Origin of the sequence: Pseudoduganella aquatica, assembly GCF_009857595.1 — a bacterium.
Taxonomy (GTDB): Bacteria; Pseudomonadota; Gammaproteobacteria; order Burkholderiales; family Burkholderiaceae_D; genus Rugamonas; species Rugamonas aquatica_A.
This window is the reverse complement of record NZ_WWCU01000014.1, coordinates 55,110-73,755: the sequence shown is the minus strand read 5'-3', so window position 1 is coordinate 73,755 and position 18,646 is coordinate 55,110. Positions and strand designations below refer to the sequence as shown.

At 66.0% G+C, this 18,646-nt stretch carries 19 protein-coding genes; 18 read left to right on the top strand and 1 reads right to left on the bottom strand.

What is annotated here, in order from left to right; all coding sequences use genetic code 11:
• Positions 1-70: 70 nt before the first annotated feature.
• Together GTP77_RS14190 and GTP77_RS14185 are read left to right on the top strand one after the other, a co-directional pair.
• Positions 71-1,015: a glycosyltransferase family 2 protein gene (locus GTP77_RS14190; RefSeq protein WP_161072808.1), complete on the top strand. Its 945-nt coding sequence runs from the start codon at positions 71-73 to the stop codon at positions 1,013-1,015.
• Positions 1,012-2,886 carry a glycosyltransferase 87 family protein gene (locus GTP77_RS14185; protein ID WP_161072807.1) on the top strand — a complete coding sequence of 625 codons (1,875 nt, stop codon included), beginning with the start codon at positions 1,012-1,014 and terminating at the stop codon, positions 2,884-2,886. Before GTP77_RS14190 ends, GTP77_RS14185 begins: the two co-directional genes overlap by 4 nt.
• Positions 2,887-2,968: 82 nt before the next feature.
• Here GTP77_RS14185 and paaX read toward each other — a convergent pair whose 3' ends face one another.
• Positions 2,969-3,895 carry a phenylacetic acid degradation operon negative regulatory protein PaaX gene (gene paaX, locus GTP77_RS14180; protein ID WP_161072868.1) on the bottom strand — a complete coding sequence of 309 codons (927 nt, stop codon included), beginning with the start codon at positions 3,893-3,895 and terminating at the stop codon, positions 2,969-2,971.
• 202 nt (positions 3,896-4,097) lie between these two features.
• Between paaX and paaA the strand changes: the two genes are divergently transcribed.
• From paaA to GTP77_RS14100, 16 genes are all read left to right on the top strand, one after another.
• Positions 4,098-5,087 carry a 1,2-phenylacetyl-CoA epoxidase subunit PaaA gene (gene paaA / locus GTP77_RS14175; RefSeq protein WP_161072806.1) on the top strand — a complete coding sequence of 330 codons (990 nt, stop codon included), beginning with the start codon at positions 4,098-4,100 and terminating at the stop codon, positions 5,085-5,087.
• Positions 5,088-5,098: 11 nt separating this feature from the next.
• Positions 5,099-5,383, top strand: a complete 285-nt coding sequence (paaB, locus tag GTP77_RS14170; RefSeq protein ID WP_161072805.1) for a 1,2-phenylacetyl-CoA epoxidase subunit PaaB — start codon at positions 5,099-5,101, stop codon at positions 5,381-5,383.
• Between the two features lie 13 nt (positions 5,384-5,396).
• Positions 5,397-6,149, top strand: coding sequence for a 1,2-phenylacetyl-CoA epoxidase subunit PaaC (gene paaC / locus GTP77_RS14165; protein WP_161072804.1), 753 nt, complete (start codon positions 5,397-5,399; stop codon positions 6,147-6,149).
• Positions 6,150-6,704, top strand: a complete 555-nt coding sequence (gene paaD, locus GTP77_RS14160) for a 1,2-phenylacetyl-CoA epoxidase subunit PaaD (protein WP_161072803.1) — start codon at positions 6,150-6,152, stop codon at positions 6,702-6,704.
• A 13-nt stretch (positions 6,705-6,717) separates the two neighbouring features.
• Positions 6,718-7,794, top strand: coding sequence for a 1,2-phenylacetyl-CoA epoxidase subunit PaaE (paaE, locus tag GTP77_RS14155; RefSeq protein WP_161072802.1), 1,077 nt, complete (start codon positions 6,718-6,720; stop codon positions 7,792-7,794).
• 123 nt (positions 7,795-7,917) lie between these two features.
• Positions 7,918-8,709, top strand: a complete 792-nt coding sequence (gene paaG / locus GTP77_RS14150; RefSeq protein ID WP_161072801.1) for a 2-(1,2-epoxy-1,2-dihydrophenyl)acetyl-CoA isomerase PaaG — start codon at positions 7,918-7,920, stop codon at positions 8,707-8,709.
• A gap of 2 nt (positions 8,710-8,711) precedes the next feature.
• Positions 8,712-10,283: a 3-hydroxyacyl-CoA dehydrogenase PaaH gene (paaH, locus tag GTP77_RS14145; protein ID WP_161072800.1), complete on the top strand. Its 1,572-nt coding sequence runs from the start codon at positions 8,712-8,714 to the stop codon at positions 10,281-10,283.
• Complete coding sequence (gene paaI / locus GTP77_RS14140; protein WP_161072799.1) at positions 10,276-10,749, top strand: hydroxyphenylacetyl-CoA thioesterase PaaI; 474 nt, start codon at positions 10,276-10,278, stop codon at positions 10,747-10,749. Before paaH ends, paaI begins: the two co-directional genes overlap by 8 nt.
• A 45-nt stretch (positions 10,750-10,794) precedes the next feature.
• A complete protein-coding gene (gene paaK, locus GTP77_RS14135) occupies positions 10,795-12,120 on the top strand; it encodes a phenylacetate--CoA ligase PaaK (RefSeq protein ID WP_161072798.1) in 1,326 nt (441 codons plus the stop codon).
• A 9-nt stretch (positions 12,121-12,129) separates the two neighbouring features.
• A complete protein-coding gene (pcaF, locus tag GTP77_RS14130) occupies positions 12,130-13,335 on the top strand; it encodes a 3-oxoadipyl-CoA thiolase (RefSeq protein ID WP_161072867.1) in 1,206 nt (401 codons plus the stop codon).
• A gap of 58 nt (positions 13,336-13,393) precedes the next feature.
• On the top strand, positions 13,394-14,542 hold the full coding sequence (locus GTP77_RS14125) for an ABC transporter substrate-binding protein (protein WP_161072797.1): 1,149 nt from the start codon (positions 13,394-13,396) through the stop codon (positions 14,540-14,542).
• 12 nt (positions 14,543-14,554) lie between these two features.
• Entirely contained in the window at positions 14,555-15,430 is an 876-nt protein-coding gene (locus GTP77_RS14120; RefSeq protein ID WP_056402313.1) for a branched-chain amino acid ABC transporter permease, read from the top strand.
• Entirely contained in the window at positions 15,427-16,422 is a 996-nt protein-coding gene (locus GTP77_RS14115) for a branched-chain amino acid ABC transporter permease (RefSeq protein ID WP_161072796.1), read from the top strand. Before GTP77_RS14120 ends, GTP77_RS14115 begins: the two co-directional genes overlap by 4 nt.
• Positions 16,415-17,170, top strand: coding sequence for an ABC transporter ATP-binding protein (locus GTP77_RS14110; RefSeq protein WP_161072795.1), 756 nt, complete (start codon positions 16,415-16,417; stop codon positions 17,168-17,170). Before GTP77_RS14115 ends, GTP77_RS14110 begins: the two co-directional genes overlap by 8 nt.
• 8 nt (positions 17,171-17,178) lie before the next feature.
• Entirely contained in the window at positions 17,179-17,916 is a 738-nt protein-coding gene (locus tag GTP77_RS14105; RefSeq protein WP_161072794.1) for an ABC transporter ATP-binding protein, read from the top strand.
• Positions 17,917-18,023: 107 nt separating this feature from the next.
• Positions 18,024-18,635, top strand: coding sequence for a phenylacetic acid degradation protein PaaY (locus GTP77_RS14100; RefSeq protein ID WP_161072793.1), 612 nt, complete (start codon positions 18,024-18,026; stop codon positions 18,633-18,635).
• The last annotated feature ends 11 nt before the right edge of the window (positions 18,636-18,646 follow it).

Sequence of the window (18,646 nt, the reverse complement as noted above, 5' to 3'; positions counted from 1 at the left end):
GCGCGGCATTGCGGCGGGAATGTTGATTGAGAGCAGCTATAATGCTCAATTGTCATTCCTGTCTGCTACGATGCCTGATCCATCCCCTGTGCGTATTGCGGTGCTCGTTCCCTGCTACAACGAGGCCACGACCATCGCCGCGATTATCCGCGACTTCAACCGCTACCTGCCGTCGGCACAGATTTTTGTGTTCGACAACAACTCCACCGACGACACCGTGCGCATTGCCCGCGAGGCGGGCGCCATCGTGCGCCACGTGCCGGCGCAGGGCAAAGGCAGCGTGGTGCGCCGCATGTTCGCCGACGTGGAGGCCGACGCCTACGTGATGGTGGACGGCGACGACACCTACGACGCCTCGGTGGCGCCGGTGCTGGTCGAGCGCCTGCTCGACGAAGGGCTGGACATGCTGGTGGGCAGCCGCGTCACCGAAGAGCAGAGCGCCTACCGCTTCGGCCACCGCTTCGGCAACCGCCTGCTCACGGGCTGCTTGTCCGCCGTGTTCGGCCGCACCTTCAACGACATCCTGTCCGGCTACCGCGTGTTCTCGCGCCGCTACGTCAAGTCCTTCGCCGCGCATTCGGCCGGGTTTGAAATCGAAACCGAACTGACCGTGCACGCGCTGGAGCTGCGCCTGCCGGTGGCCGAGGTCGAGACCGTCTACAAGTCGCGTCCGGAAGGCTCGTTCAGCAAGCTCAACACCTACCGCGACGGCGCGCGCATCCTGATGACCATCTTGCGCCTGTTCAAATCGGAGCGGCCGCTGGCCTTCTTCGGCATCGGCTTCCTGCTGTGCACGCTGCTGTCGGCCGGGCTGGCCGTGCCGCTGCTGGCGACCTATCTGCAAACCGGCCTGGTGCCCCGTTTGCCGACCGCCGTGCTGTGCGCCTCCCTCATGCTGCTGGGGATTATCCTGCTGGTCTGCGGCCTGATACTGGACGCCGTGACCAAGGCCCGCATCGAGCAAAAACGCTTCGCCTACATGGCGGTGCCGGTGTTCAGCCGGGACGCTTCGTGAGCGCGGGTTTGCTGGGCCGCCTGGAAGCCAGGCTGCTGCGCTGGGCCGCGCCGCTGGCGCATCCGCGCGCGGCGCGGCGGGCCGCCTTCATCGTGCCGCTGCTGTGCGGCCTGCTGTCCCTGGCCATGGGCCAGGACGACGGCTGGGACATGCGCAACTACCATCTCTACAACGTGCATGCGCTGCTGAACGGGCGCATGGCGCTGGACATGTCGCCGGCCGGCTTCCAGAGCTATTTCAATCCCTTGCTCGACGTGCCGTATTTCCTGCTCACGCAATGGCTGCCGGCGCCGGTGGCCGGCTTTGCCTTCGGCGTGCTGCACGGCCTGGTCTTTGTGCTGGTGGCCGCCATCGTGCGCCAGTTCGTCGCCAGCGGCCGCACCGCGCTGCTGCTGGCCATCGCCGGCATGATGAGCGCGGCCTTCCTGTCCGAGCTGGGCAACTCCATGGGCGACAATGTGACGGCGCTGCTGGTGCTGTGGTCGCTGTACTGGCTGCTGCGCCGCTGGGAACAGCTGCCGTCCTGCACCGGCGCCGGCTTGCGCGCGCTGCTGGGTGCGGGCGCCGTCATGGGCCTGGGTCTCGGCCTGAAGCTGACCAATGCGAGCTTTGCGGTGGGCGCCTGCGTTGCGCTGCTGGCCCTGGCCGCGCCGCTGCGGCAGCGCGTGCTGGCCGCCTTCCTGTATGGCGTGGGCGTGCTGGCTGGCATGGCGGCAACGTCGGGCTACTGGATGCTCCGCATGTGGAGCAGCTACGGCAATCCCTTGTTCCCGCAATTTAACAACATCTTCCACAGCCCGATGGCGGCGGAACTGGGCGTGCTGGACGAGGGGCACTTGCCGCGCGGCCCGCTCGAAGCGCTGCTGTGGCCCTTTGTTTTCACGCGCAATATCGGCCGCATCGCCGAGGTGCCTATCCAGCAAATTATCTGGCCGCTGCTGTACACGGCGGTGGCGGCGTGGACCGTGGTGGCGCTGCTGCGCCGCGTGCAGGGAGCGCAAGGCAAGTTCGCCGCGCTGCCCGTGCTGGCGCCGCGCGCCTTGTTCCTGCTGGTGTTCTTTGCGGTCTCGTATGTGGTGTGGGTGCGCCTGTTCAGCATCTACCGCTATGTGGTGCCGATGGAGCTGCTGGCGCCGCTGCTGTTCTGGCTGCTGTTGCAGACCATGGCGCCGCCGCCGCTGGCGGCCCGCTTGGGCGGCTGGCTGCTGCTGGCCGCCACGCTGGCCGTGCTGCCCTTTACTACCTGGGGACACGCGGGCTGGACTGAACGCGCCTTCGCGGCCGATACGCCGCGCATCGCGCAGCCCGCGCGCGCCGTGGTGTTCCAGGCTTCGTCGGATAGCCCGATGGGCTGGCTGGCGCAGTTTATGCCGCCGGATGCGGCGGTGGTTGGCCTGGGTTCCGGCTTTCCGGAATCGCCGGCTTACCGGGAGCGCATGCGGCAGCTCATCGCCACGCGCGGCGGGCCGCATTACATCATGTTCCCGATCGCCACCGACAAGCGCGCCACCGGCATGGAGCGCAAGGCGCAGCTCGCCGGTTCGCTGGGCTTGACCGGCAGCGAAACGGGCTGCCGCGCGCTGGAATGGCTGACCAGCCATGTGCGGATGAAGGCCCAGGTCGACCGCGCGGCGGCGCCGTCCGGCCAGCTGTGCACGCTGGCCTTGCAGGCGCAGTACCGCAAGGATACGGCGCCGGAAGACAGGGCCATGGAAGCGGAGGCGGCGCGCCGTTTGGGCCTGATCGGGCTGGCGTATGATCCAGCAAGTTGTGTGGCGTACCGGGCGTCGGTGGGCACTGAGCCTTATCCGTACCGGATGTGTACGGTGGCGGCCGCCGACGGCGCTGGCGGGTTACGTGCTGCGCACTAACCCGCCCTACGGTTCTCCAGTGTTGGCGGTGTTGTTGCGTAGGGCGGCTTAGCGCAAAGCGCGTAACCCGCCTTGCCCGGCGTTAATCCAGTCCGCCGAAACGCTGGCGGAAGTCGCCGCCGGCTGCGGCGGCGCTGTCGTCCTCGCGGCGCAGCACGGCCAGCACGTGCTGCTCGGCCGCCGCCGCCACCAGCCGGTACAGCTCGCGCGCCAGCTCATAGGCTGAAGCGCCCGGCCACGGTTCGGGCAGCAGTTCCACCGGCAGCTGCGGATCGTGCAGCTGCACGCGGCGCCAGGCGTGGATCAGCAGCGATCGGATCACGAAGGCCTGTTCCGGCTCAGGCTGGTGGCCGCCGCGCAGCAGGGCCAGCAGCGGCTCGAACTGGGCGATGAACTGCAGGTAGCCGCCGCTCACGCCGCTCAGGTCCCATCCCTCGTCTATCATTTCCCGCAGCGGGCGCCCGTTGCGCGCGCCCGGCATTTCCGCCGCGTGGCAGATGAACAGCTTGTCGCGCATGCCGGTGCGCGCCAGCAGTTCGTCCAAGGTGTCCGGATTGCCGGCCGGATGGCCGAACACGCCGGCCGACACCAGGCCGTACCCTTCCCATACTAGCTCCTTGCGCAGCAGCGTGCGCTCGGCCGCGCCCAGGCTGTTGCCGCTCATGACCAGAGTCCAGTCGCCGTCCCAGTGCACCTGCAGCGGCGCGTAGATGCGGCGCTGCGCGCGCGCAAAGCGGGCCTGCGCCTCGGGCGCGATGGAATAGGACGAGCGCCGCCCGTCGCGCTGCGACACCAGCCAGCCCTCCTGCGCCAGCCGGAACACGGCGGTGCGCAGCAGCCTGTCGTTCACGCCGAAGGGCGCCAGCAGCTCGATCAGGCTGCCCAGCCAAACTGTGCCGCCATGCGGCACGATGGCGTCGCCGAAGATGGTCATTACCAGCGACTTCGAGCGCGGCGGGTCGCTGGCCAGGAAGTGGGCTATCCATTCGTTGCTGTTCAGGGTCTTCATCTTGCGCACGGGTGATGTTCTCTCAAGCCGGGAGTTTACTTTGCTGCGGCTTCGGCGCAGCATTATTTTTTTTGTATCTGCGCATTTTGGCACCGTTTCGCCCCAAAGGGATACGGTTTTTTGATTTGAGTCAAAAAATCAGTATGCAAACGAATTATTGTATCGTATGATGATTTCACACCCTTGACCAAGGAGACAAAACATGTACGCACAGATGGTTGAAACCGGCCTGAAGAAAGTTCAGACGAACGAGGACATGAGCGCCGACGAGCGCGAATTCCAGGCCCGTATCGACGCCGGCGTGAAGATCGAAGCCAAGGACTGGATGCCGGACGCGTACCGCAAGACGCTGATACGCCAGATCTCCCAGCACGCCCATTCCGAAATCGTCGGCCAGCTGCCTGAAGGCAACTGGGTAACCCGCGCCCCCACGCTGAAACGCAAGTCCATCCTGCTGGCCAAGATCCAGGACGAGGCCGGCCACGGCCTGTACCTGTACAGCGCCGCCGAGACCCTGGGCGTGTCGCGCGACGAGCTGCTGGCCGCGCTGCACAGCGGCAAAGCCAAGTATTCCAGCATCTTCAACTACCCCACGCTGAGCTGGGCCGACATGGGCGCCATCGGCTGGCTGGTGGACGGCTCGGCCATCATCAACCAGATCCCGCTGTGCCGCTGCTCCTACGGCCCGTATTCGCGCGCCATGATCCGCGTCTGCAAGGAAGAGTCCTTCCATGCGCGCCAGGGCTACGACATCATGATGTCGCTGGCCAAGGGCACGCCGGAACAGAAAGCCATGGCGCAGGACGCGCTGAACCGCTGGTGGTGGCCGTCGCTGATGATGTTCGGCCCGTCCGACGCCGAGTCGGTCAACAGCGCGCAGTCCGCGCAATGGCGCATCAAGCTGTTCTCGAACGACGAGCTGCGCCAGCGCATGGTCGACCAGACCGTGCCGCAAGCCGAATACCTGGGCCTGACCGTGCCCGATCCCGACCTGAAGTTCAACGCCGAGACCGGCCACTATGAATTCGGCGAAATCGACTGGAGCGAGTTCCAGGCCGTCCTGAAGGGCAACGGCCCGTGCAACCGCGAGCGCCTGCGCACCCGCGTGCAGGCCTGGGAAGAGGGCGAGTGGTTCCGCGACGCGCTGGTGGCCTACGCCGACAAACATCAAGAGGACAAGGCTGCGGCCTGAGGAGACATAAGATGAGCAAAGAATGGCCATTGTGGGAAGTTTTCATCCGTAGCCAGCACGGCCTGGCGCACAAGCACGTGGGCAGCCTGCACGCGTCCGACGCCGGCATGGCGGTCAACAACGCACGCGACGTGTACACCCGCCGCAACGAAGGCGTGAGCATCTGGGTGGTGCGCGCCACCGACATCGTGGCCAGCAGCCCTGGCGACAAGGACGCGCTGTTCGAGCCGTCCAACAGCAAGGTCTACCGCCATCCCACCTTCTTCCCGATGCCGGAAGAAGTGAAGAACCTGTAAGCGCGAGGCGACGATGGACAACAAGATTGCATACCTGCTGCGCCAGGGCGACAACGCGCTGATCCTGAGCCAGCGCCTGTCCGAGCTGTGCGGCAAAGGCCCGGCGCTGGAGGAGGACATGGCGCTGACCAATGTGGCGCTGGACCTGCTGGGCCAGACCCGCATGTGGTACAGCTACGCCGCCGAGCTGGAAGGCGCGGGCCGCGACGAGGACAAGCTGGCCTACCACCGCGACGCGCACGACTTCAAGAACTGCCTGCTGGTGGAGCAAAAGAACGGCAACTACGCCGACACCATGATGCGCCAGTTCTACTTCGATACCTGGCACTACTTCTTCATCGGCGCGCTGACCAAGTGCGGCGACGAGCGTATCCGCGAGATCGCCGAGAAGTCGTTGAAGGAAGTGACCTATCACCTGCGCCGCAGCGGCGACCTGATCGTGCGCATGGGCGACGGCACGCCGGTGAGCCACGCCAAGACGCAGGCGGCGGCCGACCAGCTGTGGATGTACACGGGCGAGTTCTTCAAGTACGACGCGGTGGACGAGGCCATGGTGGCCGCAGGCGTGGCCCCGGCTTCCGAGCCGCTGCGCGCGCAGTGGCTGGCCCACGTGAGCGACATCTTCGGCGAAGCCACCTTGACGATGCCGTCGCCGGACGCGTGGATGCAGAAGGGCGGCAAGCAGGGCGTGCACAGCGAGCACCTGGGCTACCTGCTGGCCGAGATGCAGTTCCTGCAGCGCGCCTATCCCGGTTCGGAGTGGTAAATGAACGCCGCCGCTGCCATCAGCACTGAGCAAGTCTGGGCCTGGCTGGCCGAGGTGGCCGACCCCGAGATCCCCGTGATCTCGGTGGTGGACCTCGGCATAGTGCGCGAGGTGGCCGTGGCGGACGACGGCGCCTGCGTTGTCACCATCACGCCGACTTATTCGGGCTGCCCGGCCATGCAGGTGATCGCGGACGCCGTCACCGGTGCGCTGCGCGAGCGCGGCATCGAGCAGGTGGAGCTGCGCACGCAGCTGTCGCCCGCCTGGACCACGGACTGGATGAGCGAGGAAGGCAAGGCCAAGCTGAAAGGCTACGGCATCGCCCCGCCCGCGCAGCAGGTGATCGACATCAGCGGCTTGCGGCGCAGCGCGTCCGGCGCGCAGGACCTGGCAGCCGGTGTGCGGCGCGGCGCCGTCGCCAAACCCACGGTCGTGTGCCCGAATTGCGGCTCCAGCCATACCGAAAACACCAGCCAGTTCGGCTCCACGCCTTGCAAGGCGCTGTACAAGTGCTTCGATTGCCGCGAGCCTTTCGACTACTTCAAGTGCCACTGAGAGCATAACCATTATGAGCAAATTCTATCCGCTGTCCGTCGCCAAGGTGAGCAACGAAACGCGCGACTGCATCGCCGTCACCTTCGCCGTGCCGCCCGAACTGGAAGAAAGCTTCAAGTACCAGCAAGGCCAGCACCTCACGCTGCGCACCCACATCAATGCCGAGGACGTGCGCCGTTCCTACTCCATCTGCTCCGCCGTGCAGGACGGCGCGCTGCGCGTGGCCATCAAGCGCACCCCTGGCGGCATGTTCTCCAGCTGGGCCAACGACACGCTGAAGGCCGGCGCCGTGATCGAGGTCATGCCGCCCATGGGCCACTTCAACGTGGCGCTGGACGCGGCCAACCGCAAGAACTACATGGCCTTCGCGGCGGGCAGCGGCATCACGCCCATCCTGTCCATCATCAAGACCACGCTGCTGACGGAGCCGAACAGCCGCTTCACCCTGTTCTACGGCAACCGCGCCTCGTCGTCGGTGATCTTCAAGAACGAACTGGCGGACCTGAAGGACATCTACACGGACCGCCTGAACATCGCCTACGTGATGAGCCGCGAGCAGCAGGACATCGAGCTGTTCAACGGCCGCATCACGAAAGAGAAGGCGCAGCAGTTCCTGCAGCACTGGGTGCGCGTGGAGGACTACGACAACGCCTTTATCTGCGGCCCTGAAGACATGATGCACGGCGTCTCGGCCGCGCTGCAGGAAGCGGGCATGCCGAAGGCGAACATCAAGATCGAGCTGTTCGCGGCCAGCATACCGAAGCACCAGCACAAGCCGCGCGCGCAAGCCGACGCGGGTGCGGGCCTGACCGAAGTGACCGTCGTCATGGACGGCAACCACACCATGTTCACCATGGACCGCGACAAGGAGTCCATCCTGGACGCGGGCCTGCGCGCCGGCATCGACATGCGCTACTCCTGCAAGGGCGGCGTGTGCTCCACCTGCCGCTGCAAGGTGCTGGACGGGAAAGTGGACATGGACGTGAACTACGCGCTGGAAGACTACGAGATCGCGCGCGGCTTCGTGCTGAGCTGCCAGAGCTTCCCGGTGACGGACAAAGTGGTGGTCGACTTCGACCAGGCCGAGTGAGCAATGGCGGGTTACGGTGCTGCGCACCTAACCCGCCCTACGTGCACGCGAAATACACGGAATATCGTAGGGCGGGTTAGGCGCAGCCGTAACCCGCCAACAAGAATCAACGGAGGAGACGCCATGAGTTACGAGAATATTTTATTTGAAATCCAAGGCGGCATCGCCAAGCTGACGCTGAACCGTCCGGACAAACTCAATAGCTTCACCCAGGCCATGCACCTGGAGGTGCGCGATGCGCTGGCCAAGGTGCAGGCCGACAAATCGGTGCGCGTATTCCTGCTCACCGGCGCCGGCCGCGGCTTCTGCGCCGGCCAGGACCTGGGCGACCGCGCCGTGGAACCCGGCGCCGAGGGCGTGGACCTGGGCGACTCGGTCGAGAAATTCTACGCCCCGCTGGTACTGGCCCTGCGCAGCCTGCCCATGCCCGTCATCTGCGCCGTGAACGGCGTGGCGGCCGGCGCGGGCGCCAACCTGGCGCTGGCCTGCGACATCGTCATCGCCGGCAAGTCGGCCAGCTTCGTGGAAGCCTTCTGCCGCCTCGGCCTGATCCCGGACACCGGCGGCACCTGGATTTTGCCGCGCCTGATAGGCATGGCGCGCGCCACCGGCCTGGCCATGCTGGGCGAAAAACTCACCGCAGACCGCGCCGAGCAATGGGGCCTGATCTGGAAATCCGTGCCGGACGAACTGCTCATGACCGAAGCCACCGCCATGGCCGAACACTTCGCCACCGCGCCCACCAAGGGCCTGGCCTACACCAAGAAGGCGCTGCAGATCAGCCACTGCAACTCGCTGCCCGAGCAGCTCAAGCTGGAAGGCGAAATGATGCGCGAGCTGGGCTACAGCCACGACTACCGCGAAGGCGTGGCCGCTTTCATCGCCAAGCGCGCGCCTGAATTCAAGGGGGAATAAACATGGCCGCTCTGGATAAAGCCAGCATCGTCGCCGTGATCGGCAGCGGTGCCATGGGCGCGGGCATCGCACAGGTGGCGGCCGCCGCCGGCCACACCGTCAAGCTGTACGACACGCGCGCCGAGGCGGTGCAGAAGGCCATCGCCGACATCGCCAAGGTCTACCAGAAGCTGGTGGACAAAGAACGCATGACGGCGGCGGACGCGCAAGCCGCCACCGCGCGCCTGCAGGCTGCCGACGGCCTGGCCGGCGTTGCCGGGGCCGCGCTGGTGGTGGAAGCCATCGTCGAGAACCTGGACGTGAAGCGCTCCCTGTTCGCGGACCTGGAAGGCATCGTCGGCGACGACTGCATCCTGGCCACCAACACCTCCTCGATTTCCGTCACCGCCATCGCCGCCAAACTGCGCCGCCCGCAGCGCCTGGTGGGCATGCATTTCTTTAACCCGGTGCCGCTGATGGCGCTGGTGGAAGTGATCAGCGGCCTGGCGACCGACGCGGCCGTGGCCGAAACGGTGTACGACACTTCCATCGCCTGGGGCAAGAACCCGGTGCACGCCAAGTCCACGCCTGGCTTTATCGTCAACCGCGTGGCGCGCCCCTACTACGCCGAAGGCCTGCGCCTGCTGAACGAGCAGGCCGCCGACGCCGCCACCATCGACGCGGTGATGCGCGAGGCGGGCGGCTTCCGCATGGGACCATTCGAGCTGATGGACCTGATAGGGCACGACGTGAACTACTCCGTCACCCAGTCCGTCTTCAACGCCTACTACAACGATCCGCGCTTTACGCCGTCGGTCATCCAGCAGGAGCTGGTGAACGCCGGTTTCCTGGGCCGCAAGTCGGGCCGTGGTTTCTTCGCTTACGGCGACGGCGCCTCGGCGCCAGCCGCGCAAAGCGAGGCTGCGCAAGCGAAGCCCGAGTACGTGAGCTACAGCGTGGAACCTGGCGCCAGCGGCGCATCGGCCGTGACGGACGCGGTGCTGGCGCGCTTCCAGGAGCGCGGCGTTGCCGTCACGCTGCGCAAGAGCGGCGAAGCCCACGCACACGCTCAAAGCCAGGAGCATGCTCCGGCCTTCCACTGCAACGGCGCCGCCATCTATCTTACCGATGGCCGCACGGCGACCGAGCGCGCGGCCGACAACAAGCATCCGGACACGGTGGTGTTCGACCTGGCGCAGGACTACGGCAAAGCCACCCGCATCGCCATCGCCGCCGCCGACCAGTGCAGCGCAGCAGCGTACAGCGCCGTGGTGGGCCTGTTCCAGGCCGCCGGCTTTGCCGTGACGAAGCTGGACGACGTGCCCGGCCTGGCCGTGATGCGTACCGTGGCCATGCTGGCCAACGAGGCGGCGGACGCCGTCAACCAGGGCGTGTGCAGCGCACAAGGCGCGGACACCGCCATGCAGAAGGGTGTGAACTATCCGCGCGGCCCGCTGGCATGGGCGGACGCCGTCGGCGTCGAGCGCATCGCCACCGTATTGACCAACCTCGCAGCCGCATATGGCGAAGACCGCTACCGCGTGTCGCCGCTGCTGCGCCGCAAACAGGCATCGGGAGCCAAATTTCATGCATAAAGACGCACCAGTTTTATCCGCTGCCCATGATCCTGCCCAAGCGCAGGCGCTGGCCCAGGCCGCCGGCGACGCGATGTACTCGCGCGACCGCGCCACCCAGGCCATGGGCATGCTGCTGGCCGAGATCCGGCCCGGCTACGCGCGCATGACCATGCCGGTGCGGGACGACATGCTGAACGGGCACCAGACCTGCCACGGCGGCTTTATTTTCGCGTTGGCGGACAGCGCCTTCGCGTTCGCGTGCAACAGCCACAACCAAAACACGGTGGGCGCCGGCTGCACGATAGAGTACCTGGCCCCCGGCCGCCATCACGACCTGCTGACGGCGGAAGCCGTGGAGCAGGCGCTGGCCGGCAAGAGCGGCATTTACGACGTCAAGGTCAGCAATCAGGACGGACGCATCATCGCCCTGTTCCGTGGCAAATCGCACCGCGTCAGCGGTGAAGTGGCGCCGCAACAAGGCTAGATAATCAAGCAAAAATCAGCAGAACTCGAACACGAGGAGACAGCAATGGTTCAACGCAATCCCGCCCCAGCTGACCTGGAGCCTATCGAACGCGCCAGCAAGGACGAGCTGCAGGCGCTGCAACTGGAACGCATGAAGTGGACGCTCAAGCATGCGTATGAAAACGTGCCGCACTACCGCGCCGCTTTCGACGAAAAAGGCGTGCATCCGGACGACCTGAAGACCCTGGCCGACCTGGCCAAGTTCCCCTTCACCGACAAGAAAACCCTGCGCGACAACTATCCCTTCGGCCTGTTCGCCGTGCCGCGCGAGAAAGTGGTGCGCATCCACGCGTCCAGCGGCACCACCGGCAAGGCCACCGTGGTGGGCTACACGCAGAACGACATCGACACCTGGGCCAATGTGGTGGCGCGTTCCATCCGCGCAGCGGGCGGCCGTGCAGGCGACATGGTGCACATCTCCTACGGCTACGGCCTGTTCACCGGCGGCCTGGGGGCGCACTACGGCGCCGAGCGCCTGGGCTGTACCGTCATCCCCATGTCCGGCGGCCAGACCGAGAAGCAGGTGCAGCTGATCCAGGACTTCAAGCCGTCCATCATCATGGTCACGCCGTCGTACATGCTGAACATCATCGAGGAGTTCCAGCGCCAGGGCATGGACGCTGCCGATTCTTCGCTGAAAGTGGGCATCTTCGGCGCCGAGCCGTGGACGGACGCCATGCGCGGCGAGATCGAAGCGCGCGCCGGCATCGACGCGGTGGACATCTATGGCCTGTCCGAAGTGATGGGGCCGGGCGTGGCCAGCGAATGCATCGAGTCGAAAGACGGCCCGGTGATCTGGGAAGACCATTTCTACCCCGAGATCATCGACCCCGAAACCGGCGAAGTGCTGCCCGACGGTTCGGACGGCGAACTGGTATTCACTTCGCTGTCGAAGGAAGCGCTGCCCATTATCCGCTACCGCACGCGCGACCTCACGCGCCTGCTGCCACCCACCTCGCGCTCCATGCGCCGCATCGGCAAGATCACCGGCCGCTCGGACGACATGATGATTATCCGCGGCGTGAACGTGTTCCCCACGCAGATCGAAGAGCTGATCTGCAAGATGCCCAAGCTGGCGCCGCAATACCAGCTGGTGGTGAGCCGCGACGGCCACCTGGACAAGCTGGACGTGATCGGCGAAGTGCGCCCCGAGTGGACCGGCAAGCTCACCTCCAACGAAGTGGAAGCGCTGGCGCGCGAGCTGGAACATGCCATCAAGACCTATGTGGGCGTGAGCACCCGTGTTAGCCTGCTGGCAGCCAACAGCATCGAACGCACGATGACTGGCAAGGCCAAGCGTGTAATCGATAAACGACCCAAGTTAGTTTGAGGAACGATGATGAACGAAGCTTTTATCTGCGACGCCGTACGCACTCCCTTCGGCCGCTACGGCGGCGCCCTGTCCGGCGTGCGCGCCGATGACCTTGCCGCCGCGCCTATCGCCGCGCTGAAGCAGCGCAACCCCGGCGTCGACTGGTCCGAAGTGGACGACGTCTACTACGGCTGCGCCAACGGCGCCGGCGAGGACAACCGCAACGTCGGCCGCATGGCCGTGCTGCTGGCTGGCCTGCCGGTGGAAGTGCCGGCCAACACCATCAACCGCCTGTGCGGCTCCAGCCTGGACGCGGTGGGCATCGCCGCGCGCGCCATCAAGTCCGGCGAGGCGCACCTGGTGATTGCCGGCGGCGTGGAAAGCATGACGCGCGCGCCTTTCGTCATGGGCAAGGCCGACAGCGCCTTCTCGCGCGCCGCGAAAGTGGAAGACACCACCATAGGCTGGCGCTTCGTCAACCCGCTGATGAAGCAGCAGTACGGCATCGACTCCATGCCGGAGACGGCGGAGAACGTGGCCAATGAGTTCAACATCAGCCGCGCCGACCAGGACGCGTTCGCCGTGCGCAGCCAGCAGCGCTGGGCCGCCGCGCATGCGGCCGGCCATTTCAAGAGCGAGATCGTGCCGGTCACCATCGCCCAGAAAAAAGGCGATCCCAAGATCGTGGACACCGACGAGCATCCGCGTCCGGACACCACCATGGAGATGCTGGCCAAGCTGAAGGGCGTGGTCAAGCCGGATGGCAGCGTCACGGCGGGCAACGCATCCGGCGTGAACGATGGCGCCTGCGCCATCCTGCTGGCCTCCGGCGCGGCGGTGGACAAATACGGCCTCAAGCCGCGCGGCAAGGTGCTGGGCATGGCCACCGCAGGCCTGGCGCCGCGCATCATGGGCTTCGGTCCGGCTCCCGCGTCGAAGAAGGTGTTGGCGCAGCTGGGCCTGACCATAGAACAGATGGACGTGATTGAACTGAACGAGGCATTCGCCGCGCAGGGCCTGGCCGTCACGCGCGACCTGGGCCTGGCGGACGACGCGGCCCACGTCAATCCGAACGGCGGCGCCATCGCCATCGGCCACCCGCTGGGCGCATCCGGCGCGCGCCTGGTGACGGCCGCGCTGAACCAGCTGGAGCGCACCGGCGGCCGCTACGCCCTGTGCACCATGTGCATCGGCGTGGGGCAAGGTATTGCACTGGTAATCGAACGCGTATAAAAACTGGGGTCGGTCCCGACGGGACTGACCCCGGCACCTAAAACTACGGAGACAAAAAATGTTCGCGAATATCCTGAAGAAGACCGTTATTGCCGCATCCCTCGTCCTCGCCGCCGGCAGCGCCATGGCGCAGAACATCAAGATCGGTTCCGTGCTGTCCGTATCCGGCCCGGCCGCCTTCCTGGGCGACCCCGAGCTGAAAACGCTGCAGATGTATGTTGAGAAGATCAACGCCGAGGGCGGCGTATTGGGCCGCAAGCTGGAGCTGGTGCATTACGACGACGGCAGCGACGCCGCCAAGGCCAACGGCTTCACCAAGCGCCTGATCGAGTCCGACAAGGTGGATGTGCTGATAGGCGGCACCACCACCGGCGCCACCATGGCCATGGCCCCGCTGGTGGACAAGGCGGGCCTGCCCTTTATTTCGCTGGCGGGCGCGGTGGTCATTATCGACCCGGTGAAAAAGTGGGTCTTCAAGACTCCGCACACCGACCGCATGGCCGCTGAAAAGGTATTCGAGGACATGAAGAAGCGCGGCATCAGCAAAGTGGGCCTGCTGTCCGAGACCAGCGGCTTCGGCGCATCGGGCCGCAAGGAATCGCAGGCTGTCGCGTCCAAGTACGGCATTACCCTGGTGGCCGATGAAACCTACGGCCCGAAAGACACCGACGTCACCGCGCAGCTGACCCGCATCAAGAACACCGCCGGCGTGCAGGCGGTGTTCGTGTTCGGCCTGGGCCAGGGCCCGGCGGTCGTGACCAAGAACTACGGCCAGCTGGGCATGACCGCGCTGCCGATGTACCAGTCGCACGGCGTGGCGTCGGACGAGTACCTGAAGCTGTCCGGCAAGGCTGCCGAAGGCGTGCGCCTGCCTACGCCTGCGCTGCTGATCGGCCAGATGCTGCCGGCCAGCGATCCGCAGAAAGCCATCGTCGTCGGCTACGACAAGGCCTACAAGGACCGCTACAAGATCGACCCGTCCACCTTTGGCGGCTACGCGCTGGACGCGCTGAACCTGTCGGTGGACGCCATCAAGCGCGCCGGCGGCACCGACAAGGAAAAAGTGCGCAACGCGCTGGAGACGACCAAGGGCTTCGTGTCCACCACCGGCGTGTTCAATATGAGCGCGACGGACCACATGGGCCTCGACCTGTCGGCATTCCGCATGGTTGAAGTGAAGAACGGCGACTGGCAGCTGTCCAAGTAAGCGGAGTCCATCATGCTCGCCCAATTCCTGCAATTCCTGTACTCGGGAATGACGGTCGGTTCCGCCTATGCACTGGCGGCGCTCGGCTTTACCATCATCTACAACACCAGCGGCGTGATCAATTTCGCCCAGGGCGAATTCATCATGCTGGGCGGGATGCTGGCGGCGATGATGGCGGGGGCGGGCGTGCCGCTGCCGCTGGCCATTATCGGCGCCGTCATCCTCACCGCCATCGTGGGCCTGGTGATGGAAAAAGCGGTGATCGAACCGGCGCAGAACGCGCAGGTGGTCACGCTCATTATCATCACCATAGGCGCCTCGCTTGTGGTGCGCGGCCTGGTGCAGATCTGGCTGGGCAAGGGCACGCACACACTGCCCGCGTTCTCGGGCGACACGCCGATCCAGTTCCTGGGCGCCAGCCTGCTGCCGCAAAGCCTGTGGGTGCTGGGCGTAACCATCGCCATCGTGGCGGCGCTGGGCTGGTTCTTCGGCCGCACCTTGCTGGGCAAGGCCATGCTGGCTACTTCGCACAACAAGCTGGCCGCGCAGCTGGTGGGCATCAACACGCGCCGCGTGCTGCTGCTGTCCTTCGGCCTGGCCGCGCTGCTGGGCGCCGTCGGCGGCGCGCTGCTCGCGCCCATCACCTACACCTCCTACGATGCGGGCATCATGCTGGGCCTGAAGGGCTTCGTGGCGGCGGTGCTGGGCGGCCTGGGCGGCGGCGTGGGCGCCATCGCGGGCGGACTGATACTGGGCATCGCCGAGGCCATGACGGCGGGCTACATCTCGTCCGCCTACAAGGACGCGGTGCCCTTCGTGCTGATCCTGCTGATCCTGTTCTTTATGCCGCGCGGCCTGTTCGGCGCCAAGGTTTCGGAGCGCGTATGAAGACCTTCGCTTCCCGACACTCCGGCCTGCTGATCCTGGCGCTGGTGCTGGCCGTGCTGCCGCTGGCGCTGCCCAACTCCTACTACTACGACGTGGCGATCCGCATCGCCCTGAACGCGATGGTGGTGATCGGCCTGAACCTGCTGATGGGCTATACCGGCCAGATCAGCCTGGGCCACGCCGGCTTCTTCGGCATGGGCGCCTACGCGTCCGCCGTGCTGACCACGCATTACAACTGGCCGCCGGTGGCCGCCCTGGCTGCGGGCGCCGCCGCCACCGGCCTGCTGGCCTTGGTGCTGGCGCGGCCTGTGCTCAAGCTCAAAGGCCACACGCTGGCGATGGCCACGCTGGGGCTGGGCATCATCATCTCCATCGTCATCAACAACGAAGGCCAGTGGACCGGCGGTCCGGACGGCATCGCGGTGCCGGGCTTCGCCGTCTTCGGCTTTGAAATCACGGGAGAAAAATCCTGGTACGCGGTGGCGGCGGCCTTGCTGCTGCTGGTGACCTGGTTCGCGCTCAACCTGATCGATTCGCCCGTTGGCCGCGCGCTGCAGGCCATCCACGGCTCCGAGGTGGCCTCGCGCGTGGCCGGCATCGACACCACGCGCTTCAAAGTGCGGGTGTTCGTGCTGTCCGCCGTGGTGGCCAGCATTGCGGGCAGCATCAGCGCGCACTACATCGGCTTCATCACGCCGAATATGGCGGGCTTCTTCCACTCCATCGAGCTGGTGACCATGGTGGTGGTGGGCGGCATGGCTTCCGTGTTCGGCTCCATCCTCGGCGCCGCGCTGCTGACCGTGCTGCCGCAGCTGCTGTCCGCCTTCGAGGGCTGGGAAGTGGTGGTGTTCGGCGCCATCCTGATGCTGACCATGATCTTCCTGCCGCGCGGCCTGGTGCCGTCGCTGGCGCGCCGCCGCGGCAAGCCTGCAGCGGGCAGCGGCGCGGCGCCGCTCAAGCTGGTGAAGAAGGCGGGAGGCGGCCATGCTTGAGATCCGCAACCTGAGCAAGAGCTTCGGCGGCGTGCACGCCGTGCAGGACGTGAGCTTCGCCATCAAGGAAGGCTCCATCCATTCGGTGATCGGTCCCAACGGCGCGGGCAAGACCACGCTGTTCAACCTCATCACCGGCGTCTACACGCCCAGCAAGGGCGAGATCCTGCTGCGCGGCGAGAACGTGGCCGGCCTGTCGCCGGACCAGCTGGCCCGGCGCGGCATGAGCCGCACCTTCCAGAACCTGCAGATCTGCCTGAACATGACGGCCATAGCCAACGTGATGGTGGGCGCGCACCTGCGCCTGAACCAGAACCTGTTCGCGTCCATGCTGCGCCTGCCGTCGGTGCGCAAGGCCGACCAGGTGTGCCGCGACGAGGCGGCACAGCTGATGGAATTCGTCGGCGTGGGCCAGTACGTGGACGCCGATTCGAGCCAGATGCCGTATGGCGCCCTGAAGCGCCTCGAGATTGCGCGCGCGCTGGCGGCACGGCCGAAAGTGCTGCTGCTGGACGAACCGGCCGCAGGCCTGAACCACACCGAGACCGGCGAGATCGAAGCGCTGATCCGCAAGGTGGCGCAGTCCGGCGTGACGGTGGTGCTGGTGGAGCACGACATGAAGCTGGTGATGAATTTATCCGACCATATCCTGGTGCTGGACTACGGCAAGAAGCTGGCCGAAGGCACGGCGGCCGAAGTGCGCGCCAATCCGGACGTGGTGGCGGCCTATCTGGGAGCGGCAGCATGAGGGACGCCATGACAAACAATACCGACGTGACGGTGAAGCCGCTGGTGCTCGAAATCAAAGGGCTGACCAGCCACTATGGCCGCATCCAGGCGCTGCACGGCATCGACATCGAAGTGCGCCAGGGGCAGCTGGTGGCGCTGGTGGGGGCCAACGGCGCGGGCAAGACCACGCTGCTGCGCGCCATCTCCGGCGTGCAGCCCATCAGCGGCGGCAGCATCCATTTCAGCGGCCAGGACGTGAGCCGCGCCAGCGCGGACAAGCGCGTGCGCGCCGGCATCTGCCAGGTGCCGGAAGGGCGCCAGGTGTTCGGCCCCATGTCGGTGGAGGACAACCTGCTGCTGGGCGCTTACACGCGGCCCAAGGGCGAGGTGGCGGCGGACATGGAACGCATGTACCAGCTGTTCCCGGTGTTGCGGGAGAAACGGTCACTGCTGGCGGGCACGCTGTCCGGCGGGCAGCAGCAGATGCTGGCCATGGCGCGCGCGCTGATGGGCAGGCCGTCCGTGCTGCTGCTGGATGAGCCCAGCATGGGCCTGGCGCCGCTGCTGATTGCGGAGATCTTCCGCATCGTGGCCAGCCTGCGCGACCAGGGCATCACCATTTTCCTGGTGGAGCAGAACGCGCACGCGGCGCTGTCCATCGCGGACGTGGGCTATGTGATCGAGACGGGAGCCATCATCCTGTCCGGTCCCGGGCCGGAGCTGCTGAAGAACGAACAGGTGCAAAGCGCCTATCTGGGGATGTAATGGCGGGTTACGGCTCCGCCTAACCCGCCCTACGTTGTACCGAACATCTGCGAATACTCGTAGGGCGGGTTAGGCGCCAGCCGTAACCCGCCGAACAAGGAGCAAGCATGGTCAAAGTATATGAAATGAACGGCATCACGCCGGTGGTCCATCCCACCGCCTATGTGCATCCAAGCGCGGTGCTGATCGGCGACGTCATCGTCGGCCCGCGCTGCTACGTGGGGCCGCACGCGTCCATGCGCGGCGACTTCGGGCGCCTGATCCTGGAGGAGGGTTCCAACCTGCAGGACGGCTGCATTATGCACGGTTTCCCCGGCGAGGACACGGTGGTGGAAGTGGACGGCCATATCGGCCACGGCGCCGTGCTGCACGGCTGCCGCATCGGCCGCAACGCGCTGGTGGGCATGAACTCGGTCATCATGGACAACGCCGTCATCGGCGCCGAGAGCATCGTCGCGGCGATGAGCTTCGTGAAGGCCAATATGGTGGTGCCGCCGCGCTCCATGGTGGTGGGCACGCCGGCGCGCATCATCCGCCAGGTGAGCGACAACGAAATCAGCTGGAAGACGTCCGGCACGGCCCAATACCAGGAGCTGAGCGTACGCTCGCTCGCCACCATGCGCGAGACCGTGGCGCTGACCGAGGTGGAGCCGGACCGCCAGCGCATGCAGTGGGAGTCCTCGCTGCCGCTGCATCAGCACAAGAACGCAACCGAATAAATAGACTGGAG

Bases quoted from the DNA above. Each gene is read 5' to 3' on its own strand.
- GTP77_RS14190 (WP_161072808.1), top strand. From the start codon at position 71: ATGCCTGATCCATCCCCTGTGCGTATTGCGGTGCTCGTTCCCTGCTAC.
- paaX (WP_161072868.1), bottom strand. From the start codon at position 3,895: ATGAAGACCCTGAACAGCAACGAATGGATAGCCCACTTCCTGGCCAGC.
- paaA (WP_161072806.1), top strand. From the start codon at position 4,098: ATGTACGCACAGATGGTTGAAACCGGCCTGAAGAAAGTTCAGACGAAC.
- paaB (WP_161072805.1), top strand. From the start codon at position 5,099: ATGAGCAAAGAATGGCCATTGTGGGAAGTTTTCATCCGTAGCCAGCAC.
- paaC (WP_161072804.1), top strand. From the start codon at position 5,397: ATGGACAACAAGATTGCATACCTGCTGCGCCAGGGCGACAACGCGCTG.
- paaD (WP_161072803.1), top strand. From the start codon at position 6,150: ATGAACGCCGCCGCTGCCATCAGCACTGAGCAAGTCTGGGCCTGGCTG.
- paaE (WP_161072802.1), top strand. From the start codon at position 6,718: ATGAGCAAATTCTATCCGCTGTCCGTCGCCAAGGTGAGCAACGAAACG.
- paaG (WP_161072801.1), top strand. From the start codon at position 7,918: ATGAGTTACGAGAATATTTTATTTGAAATCCAAGGCGGCATCGCCAAG.
- paaH (WP_161072800.1), top strand. From the start codon at position 8,712: ATGGCCGCTCTGGATAAAGCCAGCATCGTCGCCGTGATCGGCAGCGGT.
- paaI (WP_161072799.1), top strand. From the start codon at position 10,276: ATGCATAAAGACGCACCAGTTTTATCCGCTGCCCATGATCCTGCCCAA.
- paaK (WP_161072798.1), top strand. From the start codon at position 10,795: ATGGTTCAACGCAATCCCGCCCCAGCTGACCTGGAGCCTATCGAACGC.
- pcaF (WP_161072867.1), top strand. From the start codon at position 12,130: ATGAACGAAGCTTTTATCTGCGACGCCGTACGCACTCCCTTCGGCCGC.
- GTP77_RS14125 (WP_161072797.1), top strand. From the start codon at position 13,394: ATGTTCGCGAATATCCTGAAGAAGACCGTTATTGCCGCATCCCTCGTC.
- GTP77_RS14120 (WP_056402313.1), top strand. From the start codon at position 14,555: ATGCTCGCCCAATTCCTGCAATTCCTGTACTCGGGAATGACGGTCGGT.
- GTP77_RS14115 (WP_161072796.1), top strand. From the start codon at position 15,427: ATGAAGACCTTCGCTTCCCGACACTCCGGCCTGCTGATCCTGGCGCTG.
- GTP77_RS14110 (WP_161072795.1), top strand. From the start codon at position 16,415: ATGCTTGAGATCCGCAACCTGAGCAAGAGCTTCGGCGGCGTGCACGCC.
- GTP77_RS14105 (WP_161072794.1), top strand. From the start codon at position 17,179: ATGACAAACAATACCGACGTGACGGTGAAGCCGCTGGTGCTCGAAATC.
- GTP77_RS14100 (WP_161072793.1), top strand. From the start codon at position 18,024: ATGGTCAAAGTATATGAAATGAACGGCATCACGCCGGTGGTCCATCCC.